The sequence below is a fragment of the Desulfovibrio desulfuricans DSM 642 genome (assembly GCF_000420465.1).
Taxonomy (GTDB): Bacteria; Desulfobacterota; Desulfovibrionia; order Desulfovibrionales; family Desulfovibrionaceae; genus Desulfovibrio; species Desulfovibrio desulfuricans.
In genome coordinates, this window is the sequence record NZ_ATUZ01000011.1 from 463,172 (window position 1) to 487,518 (window position 24,347).

A 24,347-nucleotide genomic window follows, 5' to 3' on the forward strand; every position below is an offset into this window, starting at 1 on the left:
GCATAGAGCCTTGATAATGAAAAGGGCCGCTCCGTGATTCGGGGCGGCCCTTTGACATAGACAAATAACAAACAGTTACGCGCCGGACGCCTCAAGCACAAAGCGGCGCACGTTGCGCATTTCCTCGCACAGGGCGGGGTAGTCGAAGCGGGTAAAGCGCCCGTCCAGATACAGCACCTCGCCGCCCACCATGGTCATGCGGGTTTCCATACCCGTGGCCGCGTACACAAGGTGCGACACTGCATTATACATGGGTTGCAGGTTCGGTTCGCTGAGGTCAAGGGCCACGCAGTCGGCTGCCTTGCCGGGGGCCAGCGAGCCAAGGCGTTCATCGTGCATGGCCGCTGCGCCGCCGAGGGTCGCCATATCCAGCACCTGCGCCGCAGGCAGCAGGGTGGGATCAAGCCCTGTGAGCTTGTGCAGCAGGGCGGCGCGGCCCATCTCTGAAAACATGTTCAGCCTGTTATTGCTGGCAGCGCCATCCGTGCCAAGGCCCACGTGCATGCCGCGCGCCAGCATGGCCGTCACCGGGGCGGCGCCAGAGGCCAGCTTCATGTTGGACGATGGATTGTGGGCCACAACGGCCTTTTGCCGGGCCAGCAGGTCAAGCTCCGCCGAGGTCACATCCACCACATGGGCAAGGGTGCAGGGCACTTCGAGCAGGCCGAGGCCGCGGCAGTATTCCGTTGGCCTTTTGCCTTGGGCAGACAGGCATATCTGCGTTTCTGAAGGGGTTTCCGCCAGATGAATGTGCAGGGGGAGGGCAAGCTCCTGCGCGAGGTCGCGGCAGGCGGTCAAAATTTCCGGCGTGGTGGTGTAGACGCTGTGCGGGTTCACGGCCACCCGCAGGCGGTCGTGATTGCGATATTTTTCCGCCAGTGCGCGGGTGGCGTCAAGCGCAGCCTCCGGCCCAGGAAAAGCCGCTGAGGGAAAGGCAAAAACCGCCTCGCCGCCCAGACAGCGCAGGCCTGCTGTTTCAGCGGCCTCAAAGACCGACTCTTCAAAAAGATACATGTCCACGCAGGCGGTGGTGCCCGTGCGCAGCATTTCCGCATAGCCAAGCAGGCTGCCGAGGCGCACCATTTCCGGCGTCAGCTTTTGCTCCACGGGAAAAATACTCTGGTTCAGCCAGTCCATGAGCGGCATGTCGTCGGCAAGGCCTCGCAGAAAGGTCATGGCCGCATGGGTGTGGGCGTTGACGAGGCCCGGCAGAACGAGCATGTTTTCGAGGTGCAGGGTATTGCCGGACTGCCAGTTCTGGGTAATTTCGGCGGTGGGGCCGACTGCGGCAATCAGGCCCTTGTCGATTGCCAGAGAGGCCTTTTCTATAACGCGGCGCTGCTCGTCCTGAGTGACGATGCAGGCGGCATGGAGCAATGTGTCGCAGTGGCGCATGCTTTTCTCCGCAGACAGGTTGGCGTGATATTTCCATTAATGACGCGAGATTTCAGGTGTAGCGCCCTGGCTCGCGCTTGGCAAGAGTTCTTGCCGTACCGGGTGAAATGGCGTGAACAGCATGCGTTGTGTGATCTTGCACGGCCTCGCGGGGAGCCCCTTTGAGGTTCGGCCTGTGGCAGATGCCCTTGAAGCTGCGGGCCATGTTGCCGTGTGCCCGGTGCTGCCGGGGCATGCCGCCTCGGAGGCGGAATATCTGGCAAGCTCTTACGCGCAGTGGCTTGACTGCGCTCGACGAGCCTACCTTGACCAGTGCTCGAGCGGCCCCGCACTGCTGGCAGGCTACTCGCTGGGCGGGCTTTTGGCGCTGGACATTGCCGCAGAGGCCGCCGGGGGGCGGTTTCCGGCCCCGGCGGGCCTGCTTCTGCTGGCAACGCCGCTTTTCCTGTGGCGCTTGCATCCCCTTTTTCTTGCCGACTGGCGCATGCCCCTGCTGCCCCTGTGGAGCCGCTTGCAGCCTGTGCGGCGGGTGCCGCCACGGTCTGCGGCGAGCAGGGCCGCTGCCCCCTGGCAGGGACACGAAACCCTGTGTTCGTACCGCCACTTGCAGCAATTGGCGCTGGCGCAAAAAAGGGTGCGGGCGGCTCTTGGCGGGATATCTGTGCCGCTGTGCGCCGTGCAGCTATATAGTGATGGCGTATGCCCGCCTTTCAATTCCAGTTTTTTGGTTGAACAGTGCGGCGCGGCTGATGTGAGGCTGCATCTTTTGCGGGTAACAAGCCCCCACGGCGGTCATTTGCCAACAACGCACGTGGAAAGCCGCGAGCGCGTGGCCTCCATTGCCGTGGCCTTTGCCAGCGAAGTGGCGGCGGGAAAGGCTTGCAAGATTGCGCCGCAGCGTATATAGAAATTCGCTGGCATTGCCCGAAAACCGGGCGAGGGCAACGTTTTGCCCTTGCCGATTCGGGCGGTACTTTTTTAATGCTATACCCACACCCTATGGAGGTGCGTTTTGTTTGAATCCTTAGCTTATGCCATGGGCACTCCCCAGGCCGGGGCGGCTCCCGCCAGCGGACAGGAAATGCTGATGCAGTTTCTGCCCCTCATCGTCATGTTTGTCATTTTCTGGTTCCTGCTCATCCGTCCCCAGCAGAAGCGGGCCAAGGTTCACAAGCAGATGCTGGCTGAACTCAAGCGCGGCGACCACGTTATGACCTCAAGCGGTCTGCTTGGCCGTATTCTTGAGATCGACGATGAACAGGTGCTTCTTGAGAGCGGCGAAGCCAAGCTGCGCGTTTCGCGCGGCTCCATCGGCGGCGTTGTGCCTGTCAAGGGCGGCAAGGACACCAAGGAAGAAAAGTAGCAGGTCGCTTTGGCGGCTTGTGTCTGCCTCTGCCAGGCGGGCAAAGTGCATGGCCCATGAGCTGGACTGGCGCTCGCCGGATCGGCTCAAGGGCTTTTGCCTCTTGACGTGCCCGGATTTTCGGGTCTTCGGAGTTTCCGGCTTTGTCGGTAGCCCTGCGGCTGTCCCTCATGGGGATAGCCGCGCGGTTGCGGCAAAGCTTAATCTGTTGTGTGGAAGGTGAACGATGGGTCTGCTCTGGCGCTTGTCCATAGCCATCATGGTTTTTGTGTTGTCCCTTGTTTACGCGCTCCCCAGCGTTCCCTATCTGGGAACAGCTCTTGAGCGCGTTCTGCCGTCGAGCAAAATCAATCTCGGCCTTGACCTCAAGGGCGGCATCCATCTGACGCTTGGCGTTGACGTTGCCAAGGCCGTGAGCAATTCACTGGCCCTGACCGGGCAGGATTTGCGCCGCGTGGCCGAGGATGAAAAGATTGTTGTGCTGCGCCCCCGCGTGGTGGGTGGCACCGCTCTTGAATTTGTGCTGCCGCGCGCGGAAAATGAACCCAAGTTTCGTGATCTGCTGGCCCGCCAGTTTCCGCAGTTGAGCGTGGGCGAACCCCAGGCTGGAGAAGCTGGGCAGTTGCGCTACGTAGCTCACTTCACCCCGGCGGAAGTCAAGCGTCTTGAAGACCTTTCGCTTGATCAGGCCCTGCGAACCATCCGCAACCGTATTGACCAGTTCGGCGTGGCCGAACCCGATATCCGCAAACAGTCCGACAATCGTATTCAGGTGCAGTTGCCGGGTATTTCTGACCCGCGCCGCGCTGTGCAGGTTATCGGGCAGACAGCTCACCTTGAGTTCCATCTGGTGCGCGAGGATGTTGACCCCGGCAAGGCCGTGCTGCCCCCCGGCGTGATCGCGCTGCCCATGCTGGAAAAGAATCCCGGCCAACAGCAGAAGGAAACCCTCATCGCTGTTGAAAAAGACGCCATGCTCACGGGCGAAGATGTGTCGGACGCCCGGCCCGCCTTTGACAATGTGAACCAGGCATATGTTACCCTGAATTTCAATGCCCGCGGCGCGCGCATATTTGAACGCGTCACCGGAGAAAATGTGGGCCGCCGCATGGCCATTGTGCTTGACGGCAAGGTGTATTCCGCGCCTTCCATCCGCGAGCGCATCGGTGGGGGCAGAGCCAGTATTTCTGGCAGCTTCTCCACTGCCGAAGCTCAGGATCTTGCCATTGTGCTGCGCGCAGGTTCGCTGCCCGCCCCTGTTTCTGTGCTTGAAGAACGCACAGTCGGCCCCTCGCTGGGTCAGGAATCCATCGACAGCGGTGTTCGCGCGGCGATGGTCGGCGCGGTGTGTGTTGTTGTGTTCATGGCGGTCTATTACGGCATGAGCGGCCTTATTGCCGACGTTATGCTCTGCTTCACCATGCTTATTGTCATGGCGGGTATGGCTGCTTTTGGCGCTACCCTGACCCTGCCGGGCATTGCCGGTATTGTGTTGACCATCGGTATGGCGGTTGACGCCAACGTGCTCATTTACGAGCGCATACGCGAGGAAATAAGGCTGGGCCTCACGCCGCTTGCCGCAGTGCGCGCGGGCTTTGACCGCGCTGCCATTTCCATTACCGACTCGAACCTGACAACAATCATCGCTACCGTGATTCTGTACCAGTTCGGCACCGGCCCCATCAGGGGGTTCGCGGTGACGCTCTCTCTGGGCATCATCGCCTCCATGTTTACGGCCATCTTTGTATCGCGGGCCATTTTTGAGGAGTGGGCGCGGCACTGCGGCCCCAAGGGCATCAGCATATAGCGCGCCGGGAGGCAATTATGGGTTTCGCATTTATCAAGCACGACACAAATCTGGACTTCATCGGCAAGCGCCATTGGGCGTATGGCATTTCAGTGCTCCTGATTCTGGTCGGCCTCGCTTCCATGTTCATGGGGCAGGGCCTTAAAATGGGTATCGATTTTGCCGGCGGCGTGATCGCCCAGATTCAGTTTGAGCATCCTGTCAAGGATGAGGCACTCAAGAAAAGTCTGGATGTACCAGCCTTGCCCGGCATCAGCACCCAGAGGTTTGGCGATGGCGACAGGGATTATCTGCTGCGTTTTTCCCAGTCAGAAAATGCCAATGCCAGCCAGTTGCGCACTGCCCTGATAGATACGCTGGCAAGCGCTTTTCCTGACAACAAGGCTGAAATACAAAGACTTGAAGTTGTCGGCCCGAAGGTCGGCGCTGATTTGACCAACAAGGCTCTTGCAGCTCTGTATTATTCAGTATTGCTGATCGCCGTCTACATTTCTGGCCGTTTTGAGCAGCGCTGGATGGCGGGGGCCGTAATGGCAGGCGCTCTTTGGGGTGGAATGTACCTTGCCGGGCTCACCGGGCTTGGCATGGGCTGGCTTGTATTGCTTTCACTCGCGATTACGCTGGTTGTCTGCTTTTTCCTCAAGCTCAACTTTGCGCTTGGGGCAATCGTAGGCCTGCTGCACGACGTCAGCATCACGCTTGGGCTATTGTCCGTTATGGGGGTTGAAATTGATCTCAACGTCATGGCGGCCTTGCTGACGCTGGTTGGCTATTCGCTCAACGATACCATCATCGTCTATGACCGCCTGCGCGAAAATCTGCGCGCTGCGCCTCAGTTGACAATGTCTGCGCTCATCAATCGCAGCGTCAACCAGACGCTTTCACGTACTATTCTGACAAGCGGCACTACGCTGCTGGCAACACTCTCGCTCTTTGTGCTTGGCGGCGGTGTTATTCATGACTTTGCCCTGACCATGCTCATAGGCGTTTTTGTGGGTACTGCTTCGTCCATTTACGTGTCTTCGGCCATTCTCCTGGCGCTGGGCGACTCTGAGTTTTATACTCAGCGCGCGCAGGAAGGCGTCAAATACGAGCGCCCCGGCGAACACGGCGTTGTGTAGCCTTTATTGCAAAGCGCAGATATGCTTTGCCTGAAAGATCAGTGAAAATCCCCGGTTGCCGCGGCAGCCGGGGATTTTTTTCAGTCATACGGTCTGTACTGCTATAGTTCAGCTATGAAAAAAGGCATGCTGTGGGCATGCCTTTTTTACAAGTCCGCCGATAAGGCAAACAGAAGCAAAAGCGTCAGGCATCGTGAATTTCCTGCTTGATGACGGCCTCGGCCTTGATACGGTCAAGCAGTTCTGCAAAAGTGGCTTTAACGTGCTCGCGTATGTCGCCCGCCACCACAAGAAAGAGCAGGTCGTCACCGGGTTTGAGCAGGCCTTCCTCGGCTTGGGCAACGATGGCAAAAATTCCCGGCTGTTTTTCCATCTCGCGGCAGATGGCGTCCATCTTTGCGGTGTCGTGCGAAACTTGCACGGCTGTAACCGGGGCATGATCCCCGCGCGACCATGCGCGCACAACGCCGTTGTGCACCAGCATCATACCCACGTGGTCGGCGAAGCCGGGGCGGGCTTTGAGTTCCTGAAGAGTTTTGTTAATGTCCATAAAAACCGCCTTGGTTTTATTGGCTAGATCAACGCCGTTCATTTCAGGCTACAACATGGCAGCCTTTGTATAAAGGACTTTATTCATGGCGCATTTATCGCAGTTACTCTCACGCCTGCCGGGCAATATTGATGTGCGCATGAGCACCATGGGCCATGTGGTGTGGGTGAGCTGGCACGACAGGCTCGCCCCCGCCGTAGGCCAGACGCTGCTGAATTATGGCGGCATGCTGGTGGGAGAAGAAGCGGAGCAGTCAATCTGGTTCTTCTTTACTGACGATGTTTTTCTGGCTCTGGCCCGGCTGATGGTGTGGGGCAACTTTAACGAACTGCCCGTTGCTATTGAACTGTTCCCGGGGCGGTTGCAGTTCGGGCGCAAGCGCGAGGTCAACCTGCTGCTGGATGGAGCCTTGCAGGCCCAGCAGATCGTTGTGACCGATGCCCTTGAAATCTGGATACATCCCAAGAGTCGCGAGGGTAAAAAGGGACTGCCCGGCATCACCTTTGAGCGCCGTTCCGGGCGGCAGGGCATGGCGGGTGTGGACTGGGCCTCCATGACGGTTGACGTGCGCATGCCCTATGCCTCCACTCAATCGTGGTTTGCCGTGCTGCACCCCTTGGGCAGCCCGCTCGACAAGGCCTATCAGGTCGGCTGGACGTCCATGTTCAAGCGGCTTGAAGTTCTGCTGCAAAAGCACAAGATCAAATCCATCGTGGACAATACGTTCATGATGATTGCCATAGACAACCTGCAAATGCTGCGCACCTTCATGCGCGACTATCTGCACAGCTTTGACAAGGAAAAAAACGAAGCAGCGGGCTACTGGCCCTGCGTAAGCGTGGTTGCCGACCGCAACAACCTGAATTTCAATGCTGATCTGCCCAAGAAGATAGGCTTGCAATGGGATAATCTCATGCCGGATTTTCCCTACCTGAGCTATCGCAACGCCTATCTGCTGGGCGAGGGGTTTACTGTCCGCGATCTGCGCTTTACCGGCGAGCAGATGGCCATGGACAGCTGGTGCAACGTGATGCTGGACGAAAACAGCCTCAGCGGCAGGTCTATTGCGCTGCTGATGCCAAGCCGCCTCACATCGCCCAGCCCTTCTGGCATGGGCTGCGTCTATTGCGGTATTCACAGCCATGATTCGTCAGAATGCCCCACGCGTTTTGGGGCAGCCTCCAACAGCCAGGAAGTGTGGGAAAACATCGGGCAGCTAGATCTTGAAGCCATCAATGAAGGGTTCCGCAGCATCGAAATGACGCTGACGGAAAAGGGGGCAGGCGGCTACGGGGCGGTGCTTGGCGGCGAAGACGATGCCGCTGTGGTGCTGCGCGCCGTGCTTGAAATAAATTCTGCCTGCCAGTTGCGCAACGTGCCGAGGCACTGGCTTTACCGCATGCGTGAGCCAGAGCCCAACGAGGCCGTGCCTTCCAAGGATGACAGCCCCGCCTGGGATCTGCTGGACAAGCTCATAACTACATCTCCGTCTGAAATGTCGGAGATGGAAAAGAAGATAAGCCAGGCAATTTCGCGGCATCAGCGCGATCCGCGTCTGCACATGGTGCAGGCTTTTGCGCACATTGAGCGCAACGATTATCCCCGTGCTGAAGCGGCCTTCCGCAATGCGGCGGTGCTTACGCCGTCGCCCGCCTTGCAGGCCTGGACAGAATTTTTTCTTGCGCGTCTGGCGGAAGAACAAGGGCAGTTTTCTCAGGCCATAGAACAGTATTCACAAATTTGGCGCGTCATGCCCCAGTGGCGCGAGGTCAAGTACCGCGAAATCGTTTGTCAGGTAAAAATGGGTTTTTGCGAGCCTGTGTTGGATCAGCTTATAACGCTCATCCGCGAAGAACCGGCGTACTTCAACAGGGCTCTCATAGATCCGGCCCTTGAGCGCGGCCGCCTGCTGATCCTTTCAGCCCTGTATGACCTGTGGACAGAGGCCAAAAAATGCGCAGATGCCGACAGGGTTCGTGTCAACGAGATCAGTGGCCGTATCAATGCATGGTTTGCGCCGGAACATCCTGTTCAGTTGCAACTGGGTGAAAAGGTGCGTGAACTGGAAACCCTGGCCAACATCAACAACTACCTTGCCTACCTCAAGGTCGTGGCTGAGCGGCCCAACCTTGAAAGGGAAATGGAAGACTGCATAGCCCGAGAAGTTGAAGACCTCCGCAACCGATACAAGTACTATCTTGATATCCTGCAGGAAATTCGGGATGAAGCCTCCTGGTTCCCCTTTCCTGCGGCACTGCGGGAGTTCAGTCAGGAATTTAACGAGAGCGCTGGCATCATCAACCGGGCATTTTCGTGCAACTTCAAGGAGGCCGAGGCCTTCAAGCGCGCTCAGGGGGAAACTCCCCACCTTGCTGAATTGTTGCGCAGTCTGCGCAAGCGCTTGCAATTTTTGCGAATGGTACGCGATGGAACTCTTTTTGGCCTTACCCTGCTCAAGACGTTCATGTGGATGGAGGCCTTGGGGCTGCTGCTGTGCTTCGTTGCCGTGCCGGTGGTCTATTTTTGGGGCGATACGCTGCGTCTGGGCTGGCTGCGGGACATTCTTGGCTCCGAACCGTGGTCGATCCAGAAGATTCTGATTCTCATTGTGACCATGGTTTCTCTGGGGACTGCGGCCCTGCGTACGACACTTGTTTTTGACCGCAAACGTGAGCGGCTGCTTGAGGAAGCGCGGCAGCAGCGTGAACAGGCGCAGCAAACACGGCTTGAGCGCGTTCGTCAGCAACGCAGGCTTGAGGCTGAGCGCGCCCAGAAAAAGAAGGATGCGGAGCAAGCGGGGAAGAAGTAGCTAAACTTGGGCCAGACACTTGCGTAATTTATCGATAATTGTTATTAATAAATTAAGCACTCGAGGAGGAAGCCATGACATCCCTGAAGGATTTTTCTCTTTACAATATAGACTGGAACCTCAGCCCCGAACACGCCGTCACCATGTATCTGGAATGGGGAAATAACGACTGGCATTCAGAATACCCGCCGGTTCGCTCCAAGGAAGATGTGTCCCACTACTTTGTGGTGGACAGCTGGCAGGAACCGCCTGTTATACGGCTTGTGAGGCGTAATTCTGAAAGGGCGGACGATCTGATTACCGTTCCCCTGCCTTCGGTTCTGATGGAAGATTACCGCAAGGTTCACGGTTCCTGGCGGGGCATAAGCGAGCCTACCCCCGAAGTGAAGTCCTGGCTCAAAAAGGAGCTTGGGCAGGATTGATGCCCAGCGCAGGGTGCATCTGAGGCACCCCAAAATACAAAGAAATGTTAAAAGGCCCGCGTAAAGCGGGCCTTTCTCGTGACCTGGAAGAAGGTCAAAAGGCGTGCGTTAGCGCGCCCCAAAACCGGGGATACGGTATCTGTCTTCAAGCCAACGCAACAGAAACGTTGCCAGGGTGACCATTGCCAGATAGTACGCGCCTACAGCAATAAAGACTTCGGTAAAACGAAACGTATCAGAGGCAACAACCTTGCCCTCGCCCATGAGTTCAAGGCACGTAACCAGATAGGCCAGCGAACTGTACTTGATAAGATAGATGATCTCATTGCCGCAGCCGGGCAGGGCGCGTCTGGCCGCCTGAGGAATGATGATCCACGAGACTGTCTGCCACTGGCTGAACCCAAGCGCCTGTGCGGCGCGCACCTGCCCCTGTCTGATGGAAAGCAGCGCTCCCCGCACGTATTCCGACTGATAGGCGGCGGTGCAGAGTGTGAAACTGGTCAGGGCCGCGCCAAAGGGCGAAAAGAAAATGCCGAGTTTTGGCAGAGCATAATAGATCATCATCAGTTGCACGGCCAGGGGCACACCGCGTATCAGCGAGGTATAGCCGTTGCCAAGGCGGCGCAGCCAGCGCGGCCCAAAAGCGCGGGCGCAACCCAGGAGTACGCCGCCCGCAAAGCCGAGGCTCCCGGCTGGAATAATGAGCGCAATCGAAATCAGCAGCCCACGGTTCAGGGCTGGCAGCAGTTCGTTGCTGAAAAAGGCCGCGTCCAGCACTTAGGCCCCCATCTCCAGCAGGCGCTGGCAAAAATCGCGGGTACGCGTGTTTGACCCTTCGGCCAGCAGTACGGCGGGCGAGCCCTGTTCAATAAGCTTGCCGTGTTCCATGAAAATAATTTCGGTGGCAAGGGCACGGGCAAAATCCATCTGGTGCGTTGCCATGACCATGGTCATGCCGCCGCTGGCGAGATCGCGAATAACGGCAAGCACTTCGCCCACAAGCTCGGGGTCAAGGGCCGAGGTCGGTTCATCAAGCAGAATAACCTTGGGGTCCATGGCGAGGGCGCGGGCCATGGCCACGCGCTGCTTCTGGCCGCCAGAGAGCTGCGCCGGGTACAGGCTTGCGCGGCGGGCAAGGCCCACGCGGGCCAGTTCTTCCTGTGCGCGGGCGCGCGCATCGGCAGCAGACATGCCGCGCACCTTGCGCAGAGCTATAGCCACGTTTTCTTCGGCGGTAAGGTGATCAAACAGGTTGAAATCCTGAAAGATCATGCCAACCTGGGCACGAAAGGCGCACAGTGCGGCCTTGTCCGTGCGGTTGAGCAACTGGCCTTCAAGATAAATCTCTCCGGAATCGGGGGGGATAAGGCAGTTGATGCTTTGAAGAAACGTGCTCTTGCCCGCGCCGGAAGGCCCGATGAGCACCTTGAGTTCGCCCCGGTTCACCGTGAGACTGCAATTATCCAGAATGGGCTTGCCGCCCAACATTTTGGAAATGCCTTTGACCTGCAATACCGCTTGTTGATCCACGCTCATGCTTATCCCATACCCATGCCTTCCATGCCGATCCCTGAGGAATAGCCGGGTACATGGATTTTTTGTTCCAGAAGACGCAACAGTTTCAGCACCACCAGCGTCAGCACAAAATACAGTACGCCCGCTGTGGCGTAGAGGGCCAGATGCTCGTGCGTTCTGGCTGCCACAAACGAGGTGCGGGCCATGATGTCTTGCGTACCGAGCACAAAGCAGATGGCCGAATCCTTGAGGAGAATAGAAAATTCGTTGGCCCAGCCAGGGATGGAGAGGCGCATGGCCTGAGGCAAAATAATGGAGCAGATGCCTGTTCTTTCGCGCATGCCAAGGGCGCGCGCGGCATTGAGCTGCCCGTGGGGCAGGCTTTCGATAGCGCCCCTGAAAATCTGCGACTGGTAGGCCGTGCTGGTGCTGCCAAGAACGATACAGCAGATGAAAAAGGGATCAATGGAAATACCGATGCTGATGAACAGGCCGTAGCAGAGGAACAGCAGCACCAAAATGGGCACACCTCTGAAAAACCAAACATACAACGCCACCAGCCGCCGAAGCCAGGGGCCGCCATAGACCTGGGCCACGGCCATGGGCACGCCAAGCAGCAGACCCATTGTCAGCGACAGGGTGACGTTGCCCACCGTAACCAGACTGCCGGACAGAATGGAGGGCAGGGCGTTGTATACCACAAGCAGTGAATTCATGTATGGAGGGTGCCTTTTCCGCACAAGCGCGAACCGTCCGGGTTGCAGGCGGTTCGCGCTTGACGTGTGGGCGCTTGCGCGTCCGTTATTTGCTCAGGTATTTCTGCTGCAGTTCTTTCCAGTAGGGGTCGGCCATAAGCTTTTTATAGCCTTCGTTCACCAGCTTCTGCAGTTCCTTGTCGTCTTTGCGCATGGCAACGCCGAAATTGTCGGGTTCGCCGTGGGTGCCGGCCTTCTTGACGGCGCGGCCATTTTCAATGGCGTTGTTGGCGGGCAGTTCGTCCATCAGGGCAGCCTGGATGCGGCCATTGAGGAGGTCTTCAACCGCAAGGGGGGAAGATTCGTAAAAGCGCAGTTCAAAAGGATATTTCTTTTCTTCCTGCTCTTTTTTGATGTCGTTGGCTTCAGAGGTGCCGCGCTGAACGCCGAGCTGGATTTTTTTGCCCAGAATGTCGGCAGGGGTCAACTTGGAATCGGCGGGCACAACAAACACGCGCGAAACCGTCCAGTAGGGGTTGGAGAACTGCACAACCTTGGCGCGCTCTGCAGTGATGCTCATGCCGGAGTCAACCATGTCGATCTGCTTGGCGAGCAGGGCGGGGATGATGCCGTCCCATGCCATGGGCTTGTGAACTACTTCAAATCCCATGGTCTTGGCTATCCAGTTCATGGAATCCACGTCAAAACCAGCGGGTTTGCCAGTTTTTTCATCCATGTATGCAAAGGGCGGATAGTCGGGGTCAATGCCGTTCACATAGGCCTTTTTGGCAAATGCGGGCACGGCGGCCAGCACGGCGGCCAGCAGGGCGCAGACGAGAAGCTTCTTCATGTTCAATTTCCCCCTCGGAAAGGACAGAACGGACATGCGCCGACACTGCCGCCTTGGGCGGCTGGCGCGCATACCTGCGCGGTTGGGATTTATTACCAACGCCGCGCGGCCACTGCAAAACAAGGTCTTTCTGTAACAGAAGGAGGGCTGTGACGCAAGGGCGACAGCCCGCGTCACAGGGCCGCCGTGGCAGAGTGCGGCCCGAAATGTTCGAGCCGGAGTCGGCTTTGCCGACCCGAAAGCGAGGGCATTTCGCGAATAAGAGGAAGCCGCAAGGGCGATAGCCCGCGTCACAGGGCCGCCGGGGTCTGTCTGTAATTCCAAGGGGCGATTCTTGTGCTTTGTAACGAAAGAGAATAACATTACATTGTTTGAGTATCTGTGTTTTCAGCAACAGCGCGGCTTGCCGTGCGCAAACGTGGTGCCGGATCCATCGGCACAGCGCCGCTCCTCATGAAACAATATCCCCTCTGGGTCAGGGCGCTTCTGGCTTGCGGGCTTTCCCCGCAAAAAACCCTGCTTTGTCTTGCTGACCTTTTCACCATCCTCGGCACGGCCCTGGTGGTTTTTCTTGTGCGCGCCGCTTTTGGCGACGTGGATTTTTCACAGTATCGCGGGGCATTGCCCTTGTTGCTCATGGGGCCGGTGATGGCCGCCGGGCTTGGCCTTTATCAAAGCATAAGTCTGCCTCCGCACCGCGAGCTCAAAGCATTGTTCCAGCTCACAAGCCTCATGTACGGCATCATTCTGGCAGTGCTTTTCCTTTCAAAAGCAGGCGATACCTACTCCCGAATTGTCATTGCGGGCAGTTGGCTGGCTACGGTCTTTACGCTGCCGCTCATGCGCAGCTATTGCCGCCACCTGTTTATGCGCCGCCGCTGGTGGAGTAGACCGCTGATAATTTTTGACAGCGGCAACGCCGGGCGTGACTTCTGGCGGTACCTCAAGCGCCGCCCCGAGCGCGGGCTGCACCCGGTAGCCATATATTCTTTGCCCACCAATGAAGACGCCGTGCGCAAACTCTTCGCGGAAACGTCGCAGGCCAAGCCAAAGGCGATGGCCATGATTCTGCAAAAGGCGGATCAGGGGCAGAGCCTTGACTATATTACCGAAGCCAGCCGTTATTTTGAGCGCATTCTTGTGGTGCCTTCCTTCAACGATGGCTTCCGCGCGCACTGGCTGACCCCGCGCGACCTTGGCACTGCCGTGGGCTTGCAGGTACGGCAAAACCTGCGCGACAAGCGCCGCCTGCGGGTCAAAAGGTTTATGGATGTGCTGCTCTGCGCCCTTGGCGGCGTTGTGCTGCTGCCTCTTGGCTTGCTGCTGGCTCTGGCTATTCGCCTAGACAGCAAGGGCCCCGTATTTTATCGCCAGCGGCGTATTGGCCACGGGGGCCGCGAGATCAGGATTTTCAAGTTTCGCACCATGGTGGACAAGGCCGATATGGTGCTCAGGGAAGTGCTTGAACACGATCCTGAATTGCGGGCGGAGTGGGAAAAAGACCACAAGCTCAAGCATGATCCGCGCATAACCCGCGTGGGCCGCATTTTGCGCAAGGTCAGCCTTGATGAGCTGCCGCAACTGCTCAACGTGGTTATCGGCGATATGAGCCTTGTGGGGCCGCGCCCCATTGTGCAGAACGAAGTTCAAAAGTACGGCCCGGTGTATGAAGAATACTGCATGGTGCGCCCCGGCATTACCGGGCTGTGGCAGATTTCTGGCCGTAATAATACCACCTATGCCGAGCGCGTGGCCTTTGATCACTATTATATCAACAACTGGTCTGTCTGGATGGATCTGTGGATCCTGGCCAAAACGATTCCTGTGGTCATAACCGGGTATGGAGCATACTGATGGGAGAACGCGGCAACAGGCTTAACCGTTTGCTTGATCGTTATGCGGGCATTCCCCTGGCGGCATGCAGCGCGGTTGCGCGTCTGGGCAAAAAATCTGTGCCGGATGCCGCGCCGCAGCGCGTGGGTTTTATCTGTCTGGGGGCCATTGGCGATCTGCTGCTGCTTTCAGCGCTGATCACCGCCCTGCGCGAGCGGCTGCCCAACGTGCATATTGCCCTGCTCGTGTCCCGCGCCAATGCCGCTACCGTCAGTCTGATCCCTGGTATTGACCAGTGCGCGTCTTTTGCGGTGACGGATGTTTCTGCCATGGTAGCATGGCTGCGCGAACAACGTCTCGATGCGCTCATTGACAGCACGCAGTGGGCGCGGCTTGGGGCCATATTGAGCAACCTTTCCAACGCCCGAACCACAGTGGGCTTTGATACGGAAGGGCAGCACCGCGCCTTTGGCTATAGCTTCAAGGTGCCTCACCGCAATGACAGGCATGAGGTGGAAAATTTCATGGAGCTGGGCCGCGCCCTGTACCCGGATCTTCAGGGTGCGCCACGCCTGCTTTTGCCGCAGTCTCCGCCGGATGATCTGCCCGCTGAACTTTGCGGCAGGCTGGAACCAGCAGGCGACATAGGCGATGCCTTGCCGCGGAGGGTTTTTCTGCACATGTGGCCCTCAGGCTCCAATGCCTGGCTCAAGGAGTGGCCTGCCGACAGTTGGGATGCTCTGGCCAGACTGCTGGGCAGCAAGGGGTTTGAGGTCTACCTGACCGGTGCGCCAGCCGATGCCCCGCGTAATGACGCTTTTTTGCGGGCGCATCCCCAATGTCCTGCGATTTCGCTTGCTGGCAGAACATCACTTGCAGGCCTTGCCTGGCTGTTCAGCCGCGCCACGGCTGTAGTCTCCGTAAACACGGGCACCATGCATCTGGCAGCGCTTGCGGGCGCACCCACCGTGGGGCTGCATGGGCCGACCAATCCCTTGCGCTGGGGGCCGGTGGGGCGTCATGTGCGCGCACTTTTGCCGCACAAGGGGCCATACGCCTACCTCAACCTGGGCTTTGAATACCCACGGCCTCACACTTCCTGTCTTGACTCGCTGCCGGTGGAAGATGTGGTGGATGCCCTGCACAGCCTTTCGCTCTTTTAGGGCAAATAGCAGTAAAAAAATTCCGTCGTGCGGTCTGCTTGTGGGCAGATGGCCTTGCGCCGGAGGGCAGAAATATGAAAGGGGAAGGGATTGTTGATCCCTTCCCCTTAAACATTGCGGCCAGCTTTTGTGGAACTAGCTCTTGGGCCTGTCGCCGATGGCGGCGGTAATCTGAGCCTCTGCGGCAAGCTTGCCGTCCACAAAGGCGCGGGCTTCCATTTTGCAGAGCTTGAGCTTCATGCGCAGATTGCTGCATTCAAGGTCAAGCCTGTCGCCGGGAACCACCTGGCGGCGAAATTTTACGCCGTCAAGGCCGGTGAAGAGAAAGAGCTTGTCGTCAAGGCTGTCCATGCCGGAAACGGCCAGCAGGCCGCCTGTCTGGGCCAGAGCTTCCAGAATGAGCACGCCGGGCATGATGGGAGCACCGGGAAAATGCCCCTGAAAGAAAGGCTCGTTGAACGTAACATTTTTATAGGCCCGGATGTGCGAGCCTGCTACGCATTCCACAACCCTGTCCACCAACAAAAAGGGGTAGCGGTGCGGCAGCAGGCGCAAAATGCGCTGTATGTCCATGCCCGTATTCTGGGGGGCGGTATCCTGCATGGGGGCCTCCTGATGAGTTGTTCTTATCCGCCCGTTGGCGGCATGAAAAAAGGCCTCTCGCCCCATCCGGGTTGAGAGGCCTGAGAATTAACGGCTGAGGGCTTTATTTTTTGCCGCTCTTTTCGTTGGCTTTTTCTTTGTAGATCTTGTTCACTTCGGCCAGCACGTCCTGGGTCAGATCCATGGACTGGTCGGCGTACAGCACGCCACCGGCGGTTACGTCCACCACAAAGTTGAAGCCTTTGGCGCGGGCAACTTCATAGGTGGCGCTGAAGACCAGGGTAACCATATCCTGGCGAAGCTTCACTTCTTCCTGTTCGACCTTGCGCAGGAAGTTACGGGTCTTCTGATCCAGATCCTGCTTGGAACGGATGAAGTCCAGCTTTTTTTCTTCGCTGGCCTTGGGGTTTTTCAGAGCATCGGCCTTTTTCTTCAGCGCTTCGCCCTGTTTTTCAAGTTCGTTACGTTCAGTGCCGAACTTGCTTTCCATTGTTGTTTTGGCGGCCTGGGCAGGGACGCTCTGCGTCGCCACGGTCTGCATGTCAACAACACCGATCTTGGCTGCGGGTACGGCGCCGCCGTCTGCAGCATAGACTTGCCCGGCAAGCAACAAGCCAACCGCAACAGCCGTCATCAAAACCTTGCGCATGAAAGTTCTCCTTCCCCAATGCTGATTTGTTATGTCGTCCTTGCGGAACTGGGATGACCCGCGCGCCGTAAGAGAAGATGCCACTGCTGTTTGCAACTGTTCAATACACTTGGCAAAACAGCTATAATTATCAGACGCGCCCAAAGGAACAGTCATTTGCTATGATACAGGCCGGGGACACGTAGTTGAAATTACTCGCCTCACATAGCACCAGCGCCTTCTTGCGTCAAGGAATTCTGGACAGTCCTGCGCTTAAGAAGCTTGTCCTTGTAAGCAAGAATGCCCTCGGCAAGCCCCTCGGCCAGGGTCATGCGGTATTTGGGCGTAAGAAGCCTTGCTGCTTCTTCCCTGTTGGTGCAATAACCAATTTCCACAAGTACTGCGGGCATTTGTGCGCCAAGCAGAACAATAAATGGCGCAGATTTGATGCCATTATCCTTTGTATCATACTGTCGGCGCTTCAAACGGAACTGTGAAAGCCGCTGAATATCTTGCGCCAGATGGCGTGATTCGTCCACCCTTGCATTGAGCATGACATCGGCGAGCATTTTCTGCATATCGCCGAGCCGGTGGTCGCCGTCGGCATTTTCAAGGGTGGCAAGGCGCGCGGCCTCAGGATTGCTGGCAATATCGAGGTAGTACGTTTCAAAGCCCTGCACCGAAGGATCATCATTGGCGTTGACGTGGATCGAAACAAACAGATCCGCTCCGGCGGCGTTGGCCATGGTGGTGCGTTCACGCAGCGAAATATGCTTATCCGCAGTGCGGCTGTAAACAACCTCCAGGCCATTGGCCTCAAGCAGTCTGCCCAGGGTCAGGGCCAAGTCAAGGGATACGATGCGTTCCAGCACTCCGTTGTGATTGGTGCCTGGGTCGCGCCCGCCGTGACCGGCATCAATAAATACCGTGCGTACCGTCAGGCCGAGCTGGCGGGCCATATCGCGCACCAGGCGCGGCGAGGGCGGGGTTGCAGGCTGTGTGCCGCTGGCGTCGGCCACTGTTGCCTGATTTTCCGCCGTGGGTTGCGCATCGGCAAATCCGGCTTTTGCATTGCTGACCGGCGGCAACTGCGTGCTGCCGCCCGCCACCCGCAGGATAATGCGGCAGGGGTTGGTTTCTGTACGGGCATCAAAGCGGCGCGCATCCTGAAAATTGAACTGGAGCACGGTTTCGCCGCCCTTGCTGTCGCTGACGCTCATTCCCTTGAAAAGGCTGCCCCGGATGTTCACACCCTTGCGAATATCCTTTTCCACAGAGGCATTTTCCAGGGCGACATGCAGGGATGCCTGATCAGCCCTGTTTTTGCCTTTTGCGCTGCTTGTGTTCAACTTTGCCGTGTAACGGGCAGGGGCGCTCAGCTCAAGAACAATCTCCACGCTGTTTTTGCTCAGCGAATTCCACGAAAGGGACTGAACCACCGGGCGGGTAACCTGCGGCGCATTGCCAGCCTTGCTGGCAGTTGCTGCAGGAGCGCCTGTGAGGCGGTTGCGCAGGGTTTGCGCCTCCGCCACCATATCGCCGCCGGAATACAGGGCCATGATGGCGTCAAGCAGTTCCAGAGCTTCCGAGGTCTGGTTCAGGCGGTCAGCCTCAATGGACGCGGCGCGGAGCAGCGAGTCGTCAGCCAGGGCGCTCTTGGGAAACTCCTGCGCAAGCTTGAGATAGAGGTCGCGCGCCTGTCGATATTCATCTGCAAGATGCGAGCAGTCTGAAAGGGCCTCCTGACTGGCAGCAGCGCGGAACAGCGCACCGGGAGAAATGGCCCAGTCTTTACGGCTGGTATAGATGCGCAAAAATTCAGTGGTCAGTTCTTCCCAGGGCTGACGCCAGCACGACCGGACTTTGTCGGCGCGCAGGGCATCCATTTTCGCTTTGGCTTCGCGATAACGGGGCAAAAGTTCCACTTGCGGCAGGGGCTGCAAGGCCGAGGCCTTGGCAAGCTGGCCTGCCGTCGTATCGGTGTTGCCAGCTGTGGAAGATGCGGCTGTACTGGGGGCAGAAGACCCCTTTGCTGGAACTGCTTCGTCCTTGGGTTCCTTGCCATCGGTGCTGGAAACCTGACGCGCCTCTGGGGCGGTGCGCCCATTGGCAGCAGCCTGAAGCGTCTTTTCCAGCGCCTGGGCCTCCTGGATCATATCGCCCCTGGGGTACTGGGCTTTGATGCGCTCAAGCAGTGCCTGTGCGCCCTTGTCGTCTTTAAGCCACGCGGCGCGCAGCTTGGCAGCACGAAAAAGTGCGTCATCGGCAAGCCGGCTGTCGGCATGGCGTTGGGCGACAGCTTCATAACACTCGATGGCCTTGCGGGCATCAGCCTTGGCGAACGAGCGTCGGGCCAGCTCCTCCAGGCTTTCCGCAGCGCGGAACAGGGCCGCAGGGCGGTTGGGCCAGCCCGGATCAGCATCATAGATGGCGCGGAACTCCGCAGCCAGATTTTCCCACGGTTCACGCTGGCCTGAACGCTTTTCATCCTGCCGCAGGGTTTCAATATTTGCCTTGGCAAGATCGTAGCGCTTGCCCGTTGGCGGCAAGGAAGTATAGCCGGAGTCGTAAAAGCAGACGACCATCAGGCACAGGGCAACCAGAAAGGCCAGAGGCGGAACAAGTCTGCGCATCTGGTTGTTGCCAGTTGGTTCGGAAGCCTTGGGCTGGGCTTTTTTTCCGGCCACGGTTTTTCCTTTTGCCATGATGGTGTCGGTAATTTGACTTTTAAAGTTTTGCCTGCGTTATTGTAAGCATATTGTATGCCAGCGGCGCGAAGATGGCAAAACTCCTTTTTTGTGGGCTGATAAGCGTTGGCATGGGCATGGAAAAAAGCAGCGCGCCGGATACACAGAAAACTGTGCCTCCGGCGCGCCGAATCTTAGCCGCAACAGCGGCAGAAGTGAGGGCTAGAAGAACTGGCCCATGCTGAATTCTATGCGGCCGGATTCACGTTCCTTATCGTAGTCCTGAACCAGCGGAACACCATAGGCGATACGCAGATCGCCCATGGGCGAACGCCAGCGCAGTTCAAGGCCCGTGGAGCAGACAATGTATTTGTTGAGGTCGTTGCCCATGGTCTTGCTGTCGATGTTGTAACCGGCATCGAAGAAGGGAACCAGAGCAAGGCCCAGCTCTTTCTGGAAGGTCCAGATGTATTCAACGTTGGCAATACCCATGCGGTCGCCGCCGATCTGGTCGCCGTTGTACTTGTAGTCGCGGGGCGAGAGGTCGGAGAAGGAGTAACCGCGAATGGTATCCATGCCGCCAACCCAGAAGCGTTCAAACACCGGGACGTTGGAGTTGGTATTCTGGTACACGCCGCCCAACCGGCCACGCAAGTGGACGGTATTCTGCGGGTTAAAGGACCAGAAGCCCTGCCAGTCGGCCACAGTCTTGATAAAGTTGTCTGTGCCGCCGAGGCCGCCACCGCCGTATTCAGCCCACAGGCGGGCAATGGTACCCTTGGTGGGCCGTTCCTTGGAGTCCGTGGTGTCGCGCAGGATGCGGCCAGAAACGGCGCTTGTCCAGTTGGTGCCCTTGTAGTCGCGAATGTAGGGAGAGGCGTCGTCGTCCACATCGTAAAGAACATAGCGTTCCAGACGATAACCGCCGCCTATGCTGGTGTATTCACCGATGGGATACGACAGACGAATGGTGTCGCCGACGGTGTCCTTGGTAAAGTTGTCCCAGTAATCGTGCGTGTAGTACAGGTCGTTGCCGACAGAAAGATCAGTATCGTACAGGCGCGGGTTGGTGAAGGACAGCACGCCCGACGTACGGCGCCAGGAGAAGAAGCCCTGCAACTGCAACCAGTAGCCGCGGCCAAAGAGGTTGCGCTCCATGATGGAGGCGGTGACGCCCACGCTGTAGTAGCTGGAGTAGCCCACGCCGCCCATGATGGCGCCGGTATTGGTTTCCTTGACCTTGACCTTGAGGTCAACTTCGTCTTCGTTTTCCGTGGGGATCAGTTCCATATCCACGGCTGAGAAGAAGTGCAGACGGTTCAGACGTTCGTTGGAGCGGCGCAGTTTGGCGCCTTCGTACATGTCGCCGTCACCCAGGCGCATTTCGCGCAGAATGACGTTGTCGCGGGTTTTGGTATTGCCCTCGACAGACAGACGGCGAATGAAGACCTTCTGTTTTTTGTTGATCACATAGCCCACGTCCACCTGGTCGCTGCCGTCATCGGCCTTGACGACCTTGGTGTCCACTTCGGCGAAAGCATAGCCGTAATCGGAATAGTAGTCGGTCAGACGTTTGGAGTCTTCCTGCATGACCGTGAGGGAGAAGTACTTGTCGGACTTTTTCCAGTCGTCCATCTGCACGACTTCAAGCATCTTGTCTTCGCTGTCGATAACATCGCCCGCAAAGACCACATCGCGCACGGTGTAGCGGGGGCCTTCGTGCACGTTGAATGTGATGTAGATGCCGTCATCTCGGTATTCAACGGTAGGCGCAGCCACCTGAATGTCCACGTAGCCTTCGTTAAGGCCAAAGGCGGCAATAGCGTTGGTGTCGCGCTCCAGGTATTCATCCTTGAGCACGCCGGTACCCGTCAGCCACGAGAAAATGCCGCGCGTCTTGAGGGCCATGTATTTGTCAAGATCGCCGCGATTGAGCTTGTTGAGGCCTTCAATCTTGACGTCCCTGATATAAAGCTTGTTGCCTTCGGTAACGCTGATCACCAGCACTGCGCCGCGGCCACCCTGACGGTCTTCAAGACGGTAGGTGACCTTGGCAAGGTAAAAGCCTTCCTTGTGGTACAGTTCGCTGATTTTCTGGAGGTCGTCCGAAAGCACCTGTTCGTTCAGAACACTGCCGCTCTTGGTGCCCATGGCCGCAAGCACGTCGTCCTTGCTGACTTTGTCCGAACCGTCAACAACGATGTTGTCGATGCGCGGTTTTTCAACCACGGTGAACACAAGCACGTTGCCTTCAAGTGTGGCCTGCACATCGCTGAAGTAGCCCATATCCCATATGCGCTTCACTTCCTCGTTGATGGCCGTGGCGTCCGGGCTGTCGCCCTTGCGGATGGTGAGGCGCATGAGCACTGTATCGGGGTCAAGCACCTTCATGCCGCGTACCTGCACATCGGCAAGCCCGCCGTGGGCAGAGGTGGGGGCGTTCATGGGAACAAGAGTCGCCGGCGCATCGCTCTTTTGGGGCGCTGCCTCGGCGGCTGTGCCGGGATTGGAAATTTCGGCCACGCGTTTGGCCAGCACAGCGGCGCACTCGTTCAGCGAGGTCAGCGAGTTACGCTCAAATCCGGCGGGAACGGCTTCGCCCTCATAGACAGGCACAATGCGCGTGTCCATGGAAAAACCCTGACCAAGCTGGTTGAACTTGCCGTAAATAACCATGCGCGCTCCAGCCTTGCGGCCAAGTTCGCGTGCGGTGGCAAGGTCAATGGATTCACCGCTGTTGCGCTGCAAAACGCGGGCGGTTTCCATGGGAACAGTGCGCATGCCGTTCTGCTTGAGCTGATCGGCAATCGCCTGAGGTACATCCTGCGAGGCGTTGGGCATTTCCGGCCCGGCGTTCACCTGAAAGGGCAGAACAAGCACAAGGGCCCCTTCTGCCGCTACGGCTCCACCCGGAAGCGCCAGGGTGGCGCAGGCCAGCACGGCAAGGCACAGGGCTTTGCACAGTACGTTATTCAAAAATCTTTTCATACAATGTCCCCGCTTTCAGTTCCAGGGTTCTGCCCATGCCTGCGGCCAGCTCTCGGTTGTGCGTTACAACAACGAGGGTCATGCCCAATTCACGGTTGAGTTCGTTCATGAGAGCGCCCACCTGCGCTCCCGTAACTTCATCCAGATTGCCGGTGGGCTCGTCAGCCAACAGAACGCGCGGTCGCATAAAAACCGCGCGCGCAATGGCCACCCGCTGGCGTTCGCCGCCCGAGAGAGTGGCGATCTTGCTTTCCATACGCGCCGATAGCCCCACGCGGTCAAGCATTTCACGCGCACGGCTCATTACGGCGCTTTGTTTAGCACCGCCAATAATTGCCGGCATTGCCACATTTTCGAGGGCTGAAAATTCCGGCAGCAGATGATGAAATTGAAAAACGAAGCCCAGAGTCTTGTTGCGAAAGGCAGCTTTCTGGTCAGCGCTCATGAGCGCCATGTTGCGCCCTTCAAAACATATCTCGCCCGTACTTGGAGTATCAAGTGCACCCATAAGATGCAAGAGGGTACTCTTTCCGGAACCGGACTGTCCAACTATGGCGAGCATCTCGCCTTCTTCCACAACCAGGTTGATATCCTTGATAATCTCGGTCTCTTCACCGGGTGTGGCAAATTTTTTGCCCACGTTTGAAAAAGTATAGAGTGCTGACATGGCTATTCGTAGCGCAGGGCTTCTGCCGGTTGCAGGCGTGATGCCTGCCGTGCCGGGTAAAGGGTGGCCAGAAAGCACAGCAGCATGGCGCTTGCGCCAATGATGAGTACATCGGAGAGGGTGATGATAATGGGCAGGTGATCGAGGGTATAGACGTTTTCAGGCAGTTTGATGAACTGGTAGCGCTTGAGCAGCCAGCCGAGCGAAAGCCCAAACGCATAGCCAAGCAATGTGCCGACAACCCCGATGATTGTTCCCTGAAACATGAAAATACGCCGTATCATGCCGCTTGTGGCACCCATGGACATCATTATGGCGATGTCGCGGGTTTTTTCCATAACCAGCATGACCAGTGTTGTTACAATGGAGAAAGAACCGATAAGCACCACCATTGCCAGCAGAATGAACATGCCGATTTTTTCCAGCTTGAGCGCTGCAAAAAGGTTGGCGTTCATTTCCATCCACGAGCGCACGTAGAAGGGCGAGCCAAGCTCGGTTGAAACTTCGGCTGCGGTCTTGTCCGCCTTGTATACATCGGCCACGGTCAGTTCCACGCCCGAAAGATAATTTTCCGGCAGGCCCAGCACATCGCGCGCGGCGTTGAGTGTAACAAACCCCAGCGAGGAGTCGTATTCAAACATGCCTGTCTTGAAAATGCCTACCACTTCAAAGGGACGCACACGCGGCGCGTAGCCCGAGGTGGTCTTTTGCCCTGAGGGCGAAAGCAGATTCACGCGGCTGCCCATGCCAAGCCCAAGGCGCTTGGCCAGTTCCTCGCCAATAATAAGCCCTGGCGCGCCTTCGCGCTCAAGATCGGCGGCAGAACCCACGCGCATCTGGCGCAGCATGGAAAGCACCGCAGGGGCCGACTGCGGGTCAATGCCCCGCAAGACCACGCCCTTGACGCCGCCGCCAGCGGAAAGCATGACTTCCGTGTAAATAAAGGGGGTTGCCCCTGTCACGCCCTTGACAGAACGCACCCGGTCCAGAAGGTCGGTGCGGTTTTCAAAGGCCGAGGGGATATAGGACATGACAATGGCGTGGGCATTGGCCCCGAGGATTTTGTCCCGCATGTCGGTGGTGAGGCCGTTGTACACGCCAAGCACCACCACCAGCGCACCAACGCCGATAGCCACGCCCAGAATGGACATGATCGATATGATGTAGATGAATGTCTGCTTTCGCCTCGAAAAGAGGTAGCGCAGGGCAACGAATAGTTCAAATGACATTTGCGGCATATTGTCCCACCTT

The 24,347-nt window shown here is 57.7% G+C and carries 21 protein-coding genes; 9 read left to right on the forward strand and 12 right to left on the reverse strand.

The annotated features are described in order from the left end of the window. Nucleotides 1–75 precede the first annotated feature (75 nt). Nucleotides 76–1,395 carry an amidohydrolase family protein gene (locus G449_RS0103765; RefSeq protein ID WP_022657976.1) on the reverse strand — a complete coding sequence of 440 codons (1,320 nt, stop codon included), beginning with the start codon at nt 1,393–1,395 and terminating at the stop codon, nt 76–78. A gap of 121 nt (nt 1,396–1,516) precedes the next feature. Here G449_RS0103765 and G449_RS0103770 point away from each other — a divergent pair, with 121 nt between their 5' ends. The 4 genes from G449_RS0103770 to secF all read left to right on the forward strand — a co-directional run bounded on the left by G449_RS0103770 (nt 1,517) and on the right by secF (nt 5,686). Beyond that, nucleotides 1,517–2,302, forward strand: a complete 786-nt coding sequence (locus G449_RS0103770) for an alpha/beta hydrolase (RefSeq protein ID WP_022657977.1) — start codon at nt 1,517–1,519, stop codon at nt 2,300–2,302. 129 nt (nt 2,303–2,431) lie between these two features. Beyond that, nucleotides 2,432–2,758 (forward strand): preprotein translocase subunit YajC, encoded by a 327-nt coding sequence (gene yajC / locus G449_RS0103775; RefSeq protein ID WP_034604845.1) that lies wholly within the window; start codon nt 2,432–2,434, stop codon nt 2,756–2,758. 226 nt (nt 2,759–2,984) lie between these two features. After that, on the forward strand, nt 2,985–4,565 hold the full coding sequence (secD, locus tag G449_RS0103780; RefSeq protein WP_022657979.1) for a protein translocase subunit SecD: 1,581 nt from the start codon (nt 2,985–2,987) through the stop codon (nt 4,563–4,565). A 17-nt stretch (nt 4,566–4,582) separates the two neighbouring features. Beyond that, nucleotides 4,583–5,686 (forward strand): protein translocase subunit SecF, encoded by a 1,104-nt coding sequence (secF, locus tag G449_RS0103785; protein WP_022657980.1) that lies wholly within the window; start codon nt 4,583–4,585, stop codon nt 5,684–5,686. Between the two features lie 184 nt (nt 5,687–5,870). Here the strand turns inward: secF and G449_RS0103790 are convergent, their stop codons facing one another. After that, nucleotides 5,871–6,236 (reverse strand): molybdenum cofactor biosynthesis protein MoaE, encoded by a 366-nt coding sequence (locus G449_RS0103790; RefSeq protein WP_027180678.1) that lies wholly within the window; start codon nt 6,234–6,236, stop codon nt 5,871–5,873. A gap of 85 nt (nt 6,237–6,321) precedes the next feature. On the opposite strand from G449_RS0103790, the gene G449_RS0103795 reads away from it, so the two are divergent. Beyond that, nucleotides 6,322–9,045 (forward strand): tetratricopeptide repeat protein, encoded by a 2,724-nt coding sequence (locus tag G449_RS0103795; RefSeq protein WP_022657982.1) that lies wholly within the window; start codon nt 6,322–6,324, stop codon nt 9,043–9,045. A 74-nt stretch (nt 9,046–9,119) separates the two neighbouring features. Continuing rightward, complete coding sequence (locus G449_RS0103800) at nt 9,120–9,467, forward strand: DVU0772 family protein (protein ID WP_022657983.1); 348 nt, start codon at nt 9,120–9,122, stop codon at nt 9,465–9,467. Between the two features lie 108 nt (nt 9,468–9,575). Here the strand turns inward: G449_RS0103800 and G449_RS0103805 are convergent, their stop codons facing one another. The 4 genes from G449_RS0103805 to G449_RS0103820 form a co-directional block, all read right to left on the reverse strand. After that, entirely contained in the window at nt 9,576–10,244 is a 669-nt protein-coding gene (locus G449_RS0103805; RefSeq protein ID WP_022657984.1) for an amino acid ABC transporter permease, read from the reverse strand. Further along, nucleotides 10,245–11,003 carry an amino acid ABC transporter ATP-binding protein gene (locus G449_RS0103810; RefSeq protein WP_022657985.1) on the reverse strand — a complete coding sequence of 253 codons (759 nt, stop codon included), beginning with the start codon at nt 11,001–11,003 and terminating at the stop codon, nt 10,245–10,247. It abuts the gene before it with no gap. Between the two features lie 2 nt (nt 11,004–11,005). Continuing rightward, the gene (locus G449_RS0103815) at nt 11,006–11,698 is read right to left on the reverse strand and encodes an amino acid ABC transporter permease (RefSeq protein WP_022657986.1); all 693 of its coding nucleotides are present in this window, start codon (nt 11,696–11,698) and stop codon (nt 11,006–11,008) included. A gap of 85 nt (nt 11,699–11,783) precedes the next feature. Beyond that, the gene (locus tag G449_RS0103820) at nt 11,784–12,527 is read right to left on the reverse strand and encodes an ABC transporter substrate-binding protein (RefSeq protein WP_022657987.1); all 744 of its coding nucleotides are present in this window, start codon (nt 12,525–12,527) and stop codon (nt 11,784–11,786) included. Between G449_RS0103820 and G449_RS18370 the strand changes: the two genes are divergently transcribed. From G449_RS18370 to G449_RS17680, 3 genes are all read left to right on the forward strand, one after another. Beyond that, complete coding sequence (locus G449_RS18370) at nt 12,526–12,663, forward strand: hypothetical protein (RefSeq protein ID WP_022657988.1); 138 nt, start codon at nt 12,526–12,528, stop codon at nt 12,661–12,663. The two genes, G449_RS0103820 and G449_RS18370, sit on opposite strands and share 2 nt — an antisense overlap. Before the next feature lie 317 nt (nt 12,664–12,980). Further along, nucleotides 12,981–14,381, forward strand: a complete 1,401-nt coding sequence (wbaP, locus tag G449_RS0103830) for an undecaprenyl-phosphate galactose phosphotransferase WbaP (protein WP_027180679.1) — start codon at nt 12,981–12,983, stop codon at nt 14,379–14,381. After that, the gene (locus G449_RS17680; RefSeq protein ID WP_022657990.1) at nt 14,381–15,523 is read left to right on the forward strand and encodes a glycosyltransferase family 9 protein; all 1,143 of its coding nucleotides are present in this window, start codon (nt 14,381–14,383) and stop codon (nt 15,521–15,523) included. The genes wbaP and G449_RS17680 overlap by 1 nt, the downstream gene beginning before the upstream one ends. A gap of 135 nt (nt 15,524–15,658) precedes the next feature. On the opposite strand, the gene fabZ is transcribed toward G449_RS17680, so the two are convergent. From fabZ to G449_RS0103865, 6 genes are all read right to left on the reverse strand, one after another. Further along, nucleotides 15,659–16,126, reverse strand: a complete 468-nt coding sequence (gene fabZ, locus G449_RS0103840; protein ID WP_022657991.1) for a 3-hydroxyacyl-ACP dehydratase FabZ — start codon at nt 16,124–16,126, stop codon at nt 15,659–15,661. Nucleotides 16,127–16,229: 103 nt separating this feature from the next. Beyond that, entirely contained in the window at nt 16,230–16,775 is a 546-nt protein-coding gene (locus G449_RS0103845) for an OmpH/Skp family outer membrane protein (protein WP_022657992.1), read from the reverse strand. Nucleotides 16,776–16,975: 200 nt separating this feature from the next. Then, the gene (locus tag G449_RS0103850; protein ID WP_245170831.1) at nt 16,976–19,441 is read right to left on the reverse strand and encodes an N-acetylmuramoyl-L-alanine amidase; all 2,466 of its coding nucleotides are present in this window, start codon (nt 19,439–19,441) and stop codon (nt 16,976–16,978) included. A gap of 222 nt (nt 19,442–19,663) precedes the next feature. Continuing rightward, on the reverse strand, nt 19,664–22,429 hold the full coding sequence (gene bamA / locus G449_RS0103855; protein ID WP_022657994.1) for an outer membrane protein assembly factor BamA: 2,766 nt from the start codon (nt 22,427–22,429) through the stop codon (nt 19,664–19,666). Next, nucleotides 22,410–23,096 (reverse strand): ABC transporter ATP-binding protein, encoded by a 687-nt coding sequence (locus G449_RS0103860; RefSeq protein ID WP_022657995.1) that lies wholly within the window; start codon nt 23,094–23,096, stop codon nt 22,410–22,412. The genes bamA and G449_RS0103860 overlap by 20 nt, the downstream gene beginning before the upstream one ends. 2 nt (nt 23,097–23,098) lie before the next feature. Then, nucleotides 23,099–24,325: a lipoprotein-releasing ABC transporter permease subunit gene (locus G449_RS0103865; RefSeq protein ID WP_027180681.1), complete on the reverse strand. Its 1,227-nt coding sequence runs from the start codon at nt 24,323–24,325 to the stop codon at nt 23,099–23,101. Nucleotides 24,326–24,347 lie beyond the last annotated feature (22 nt).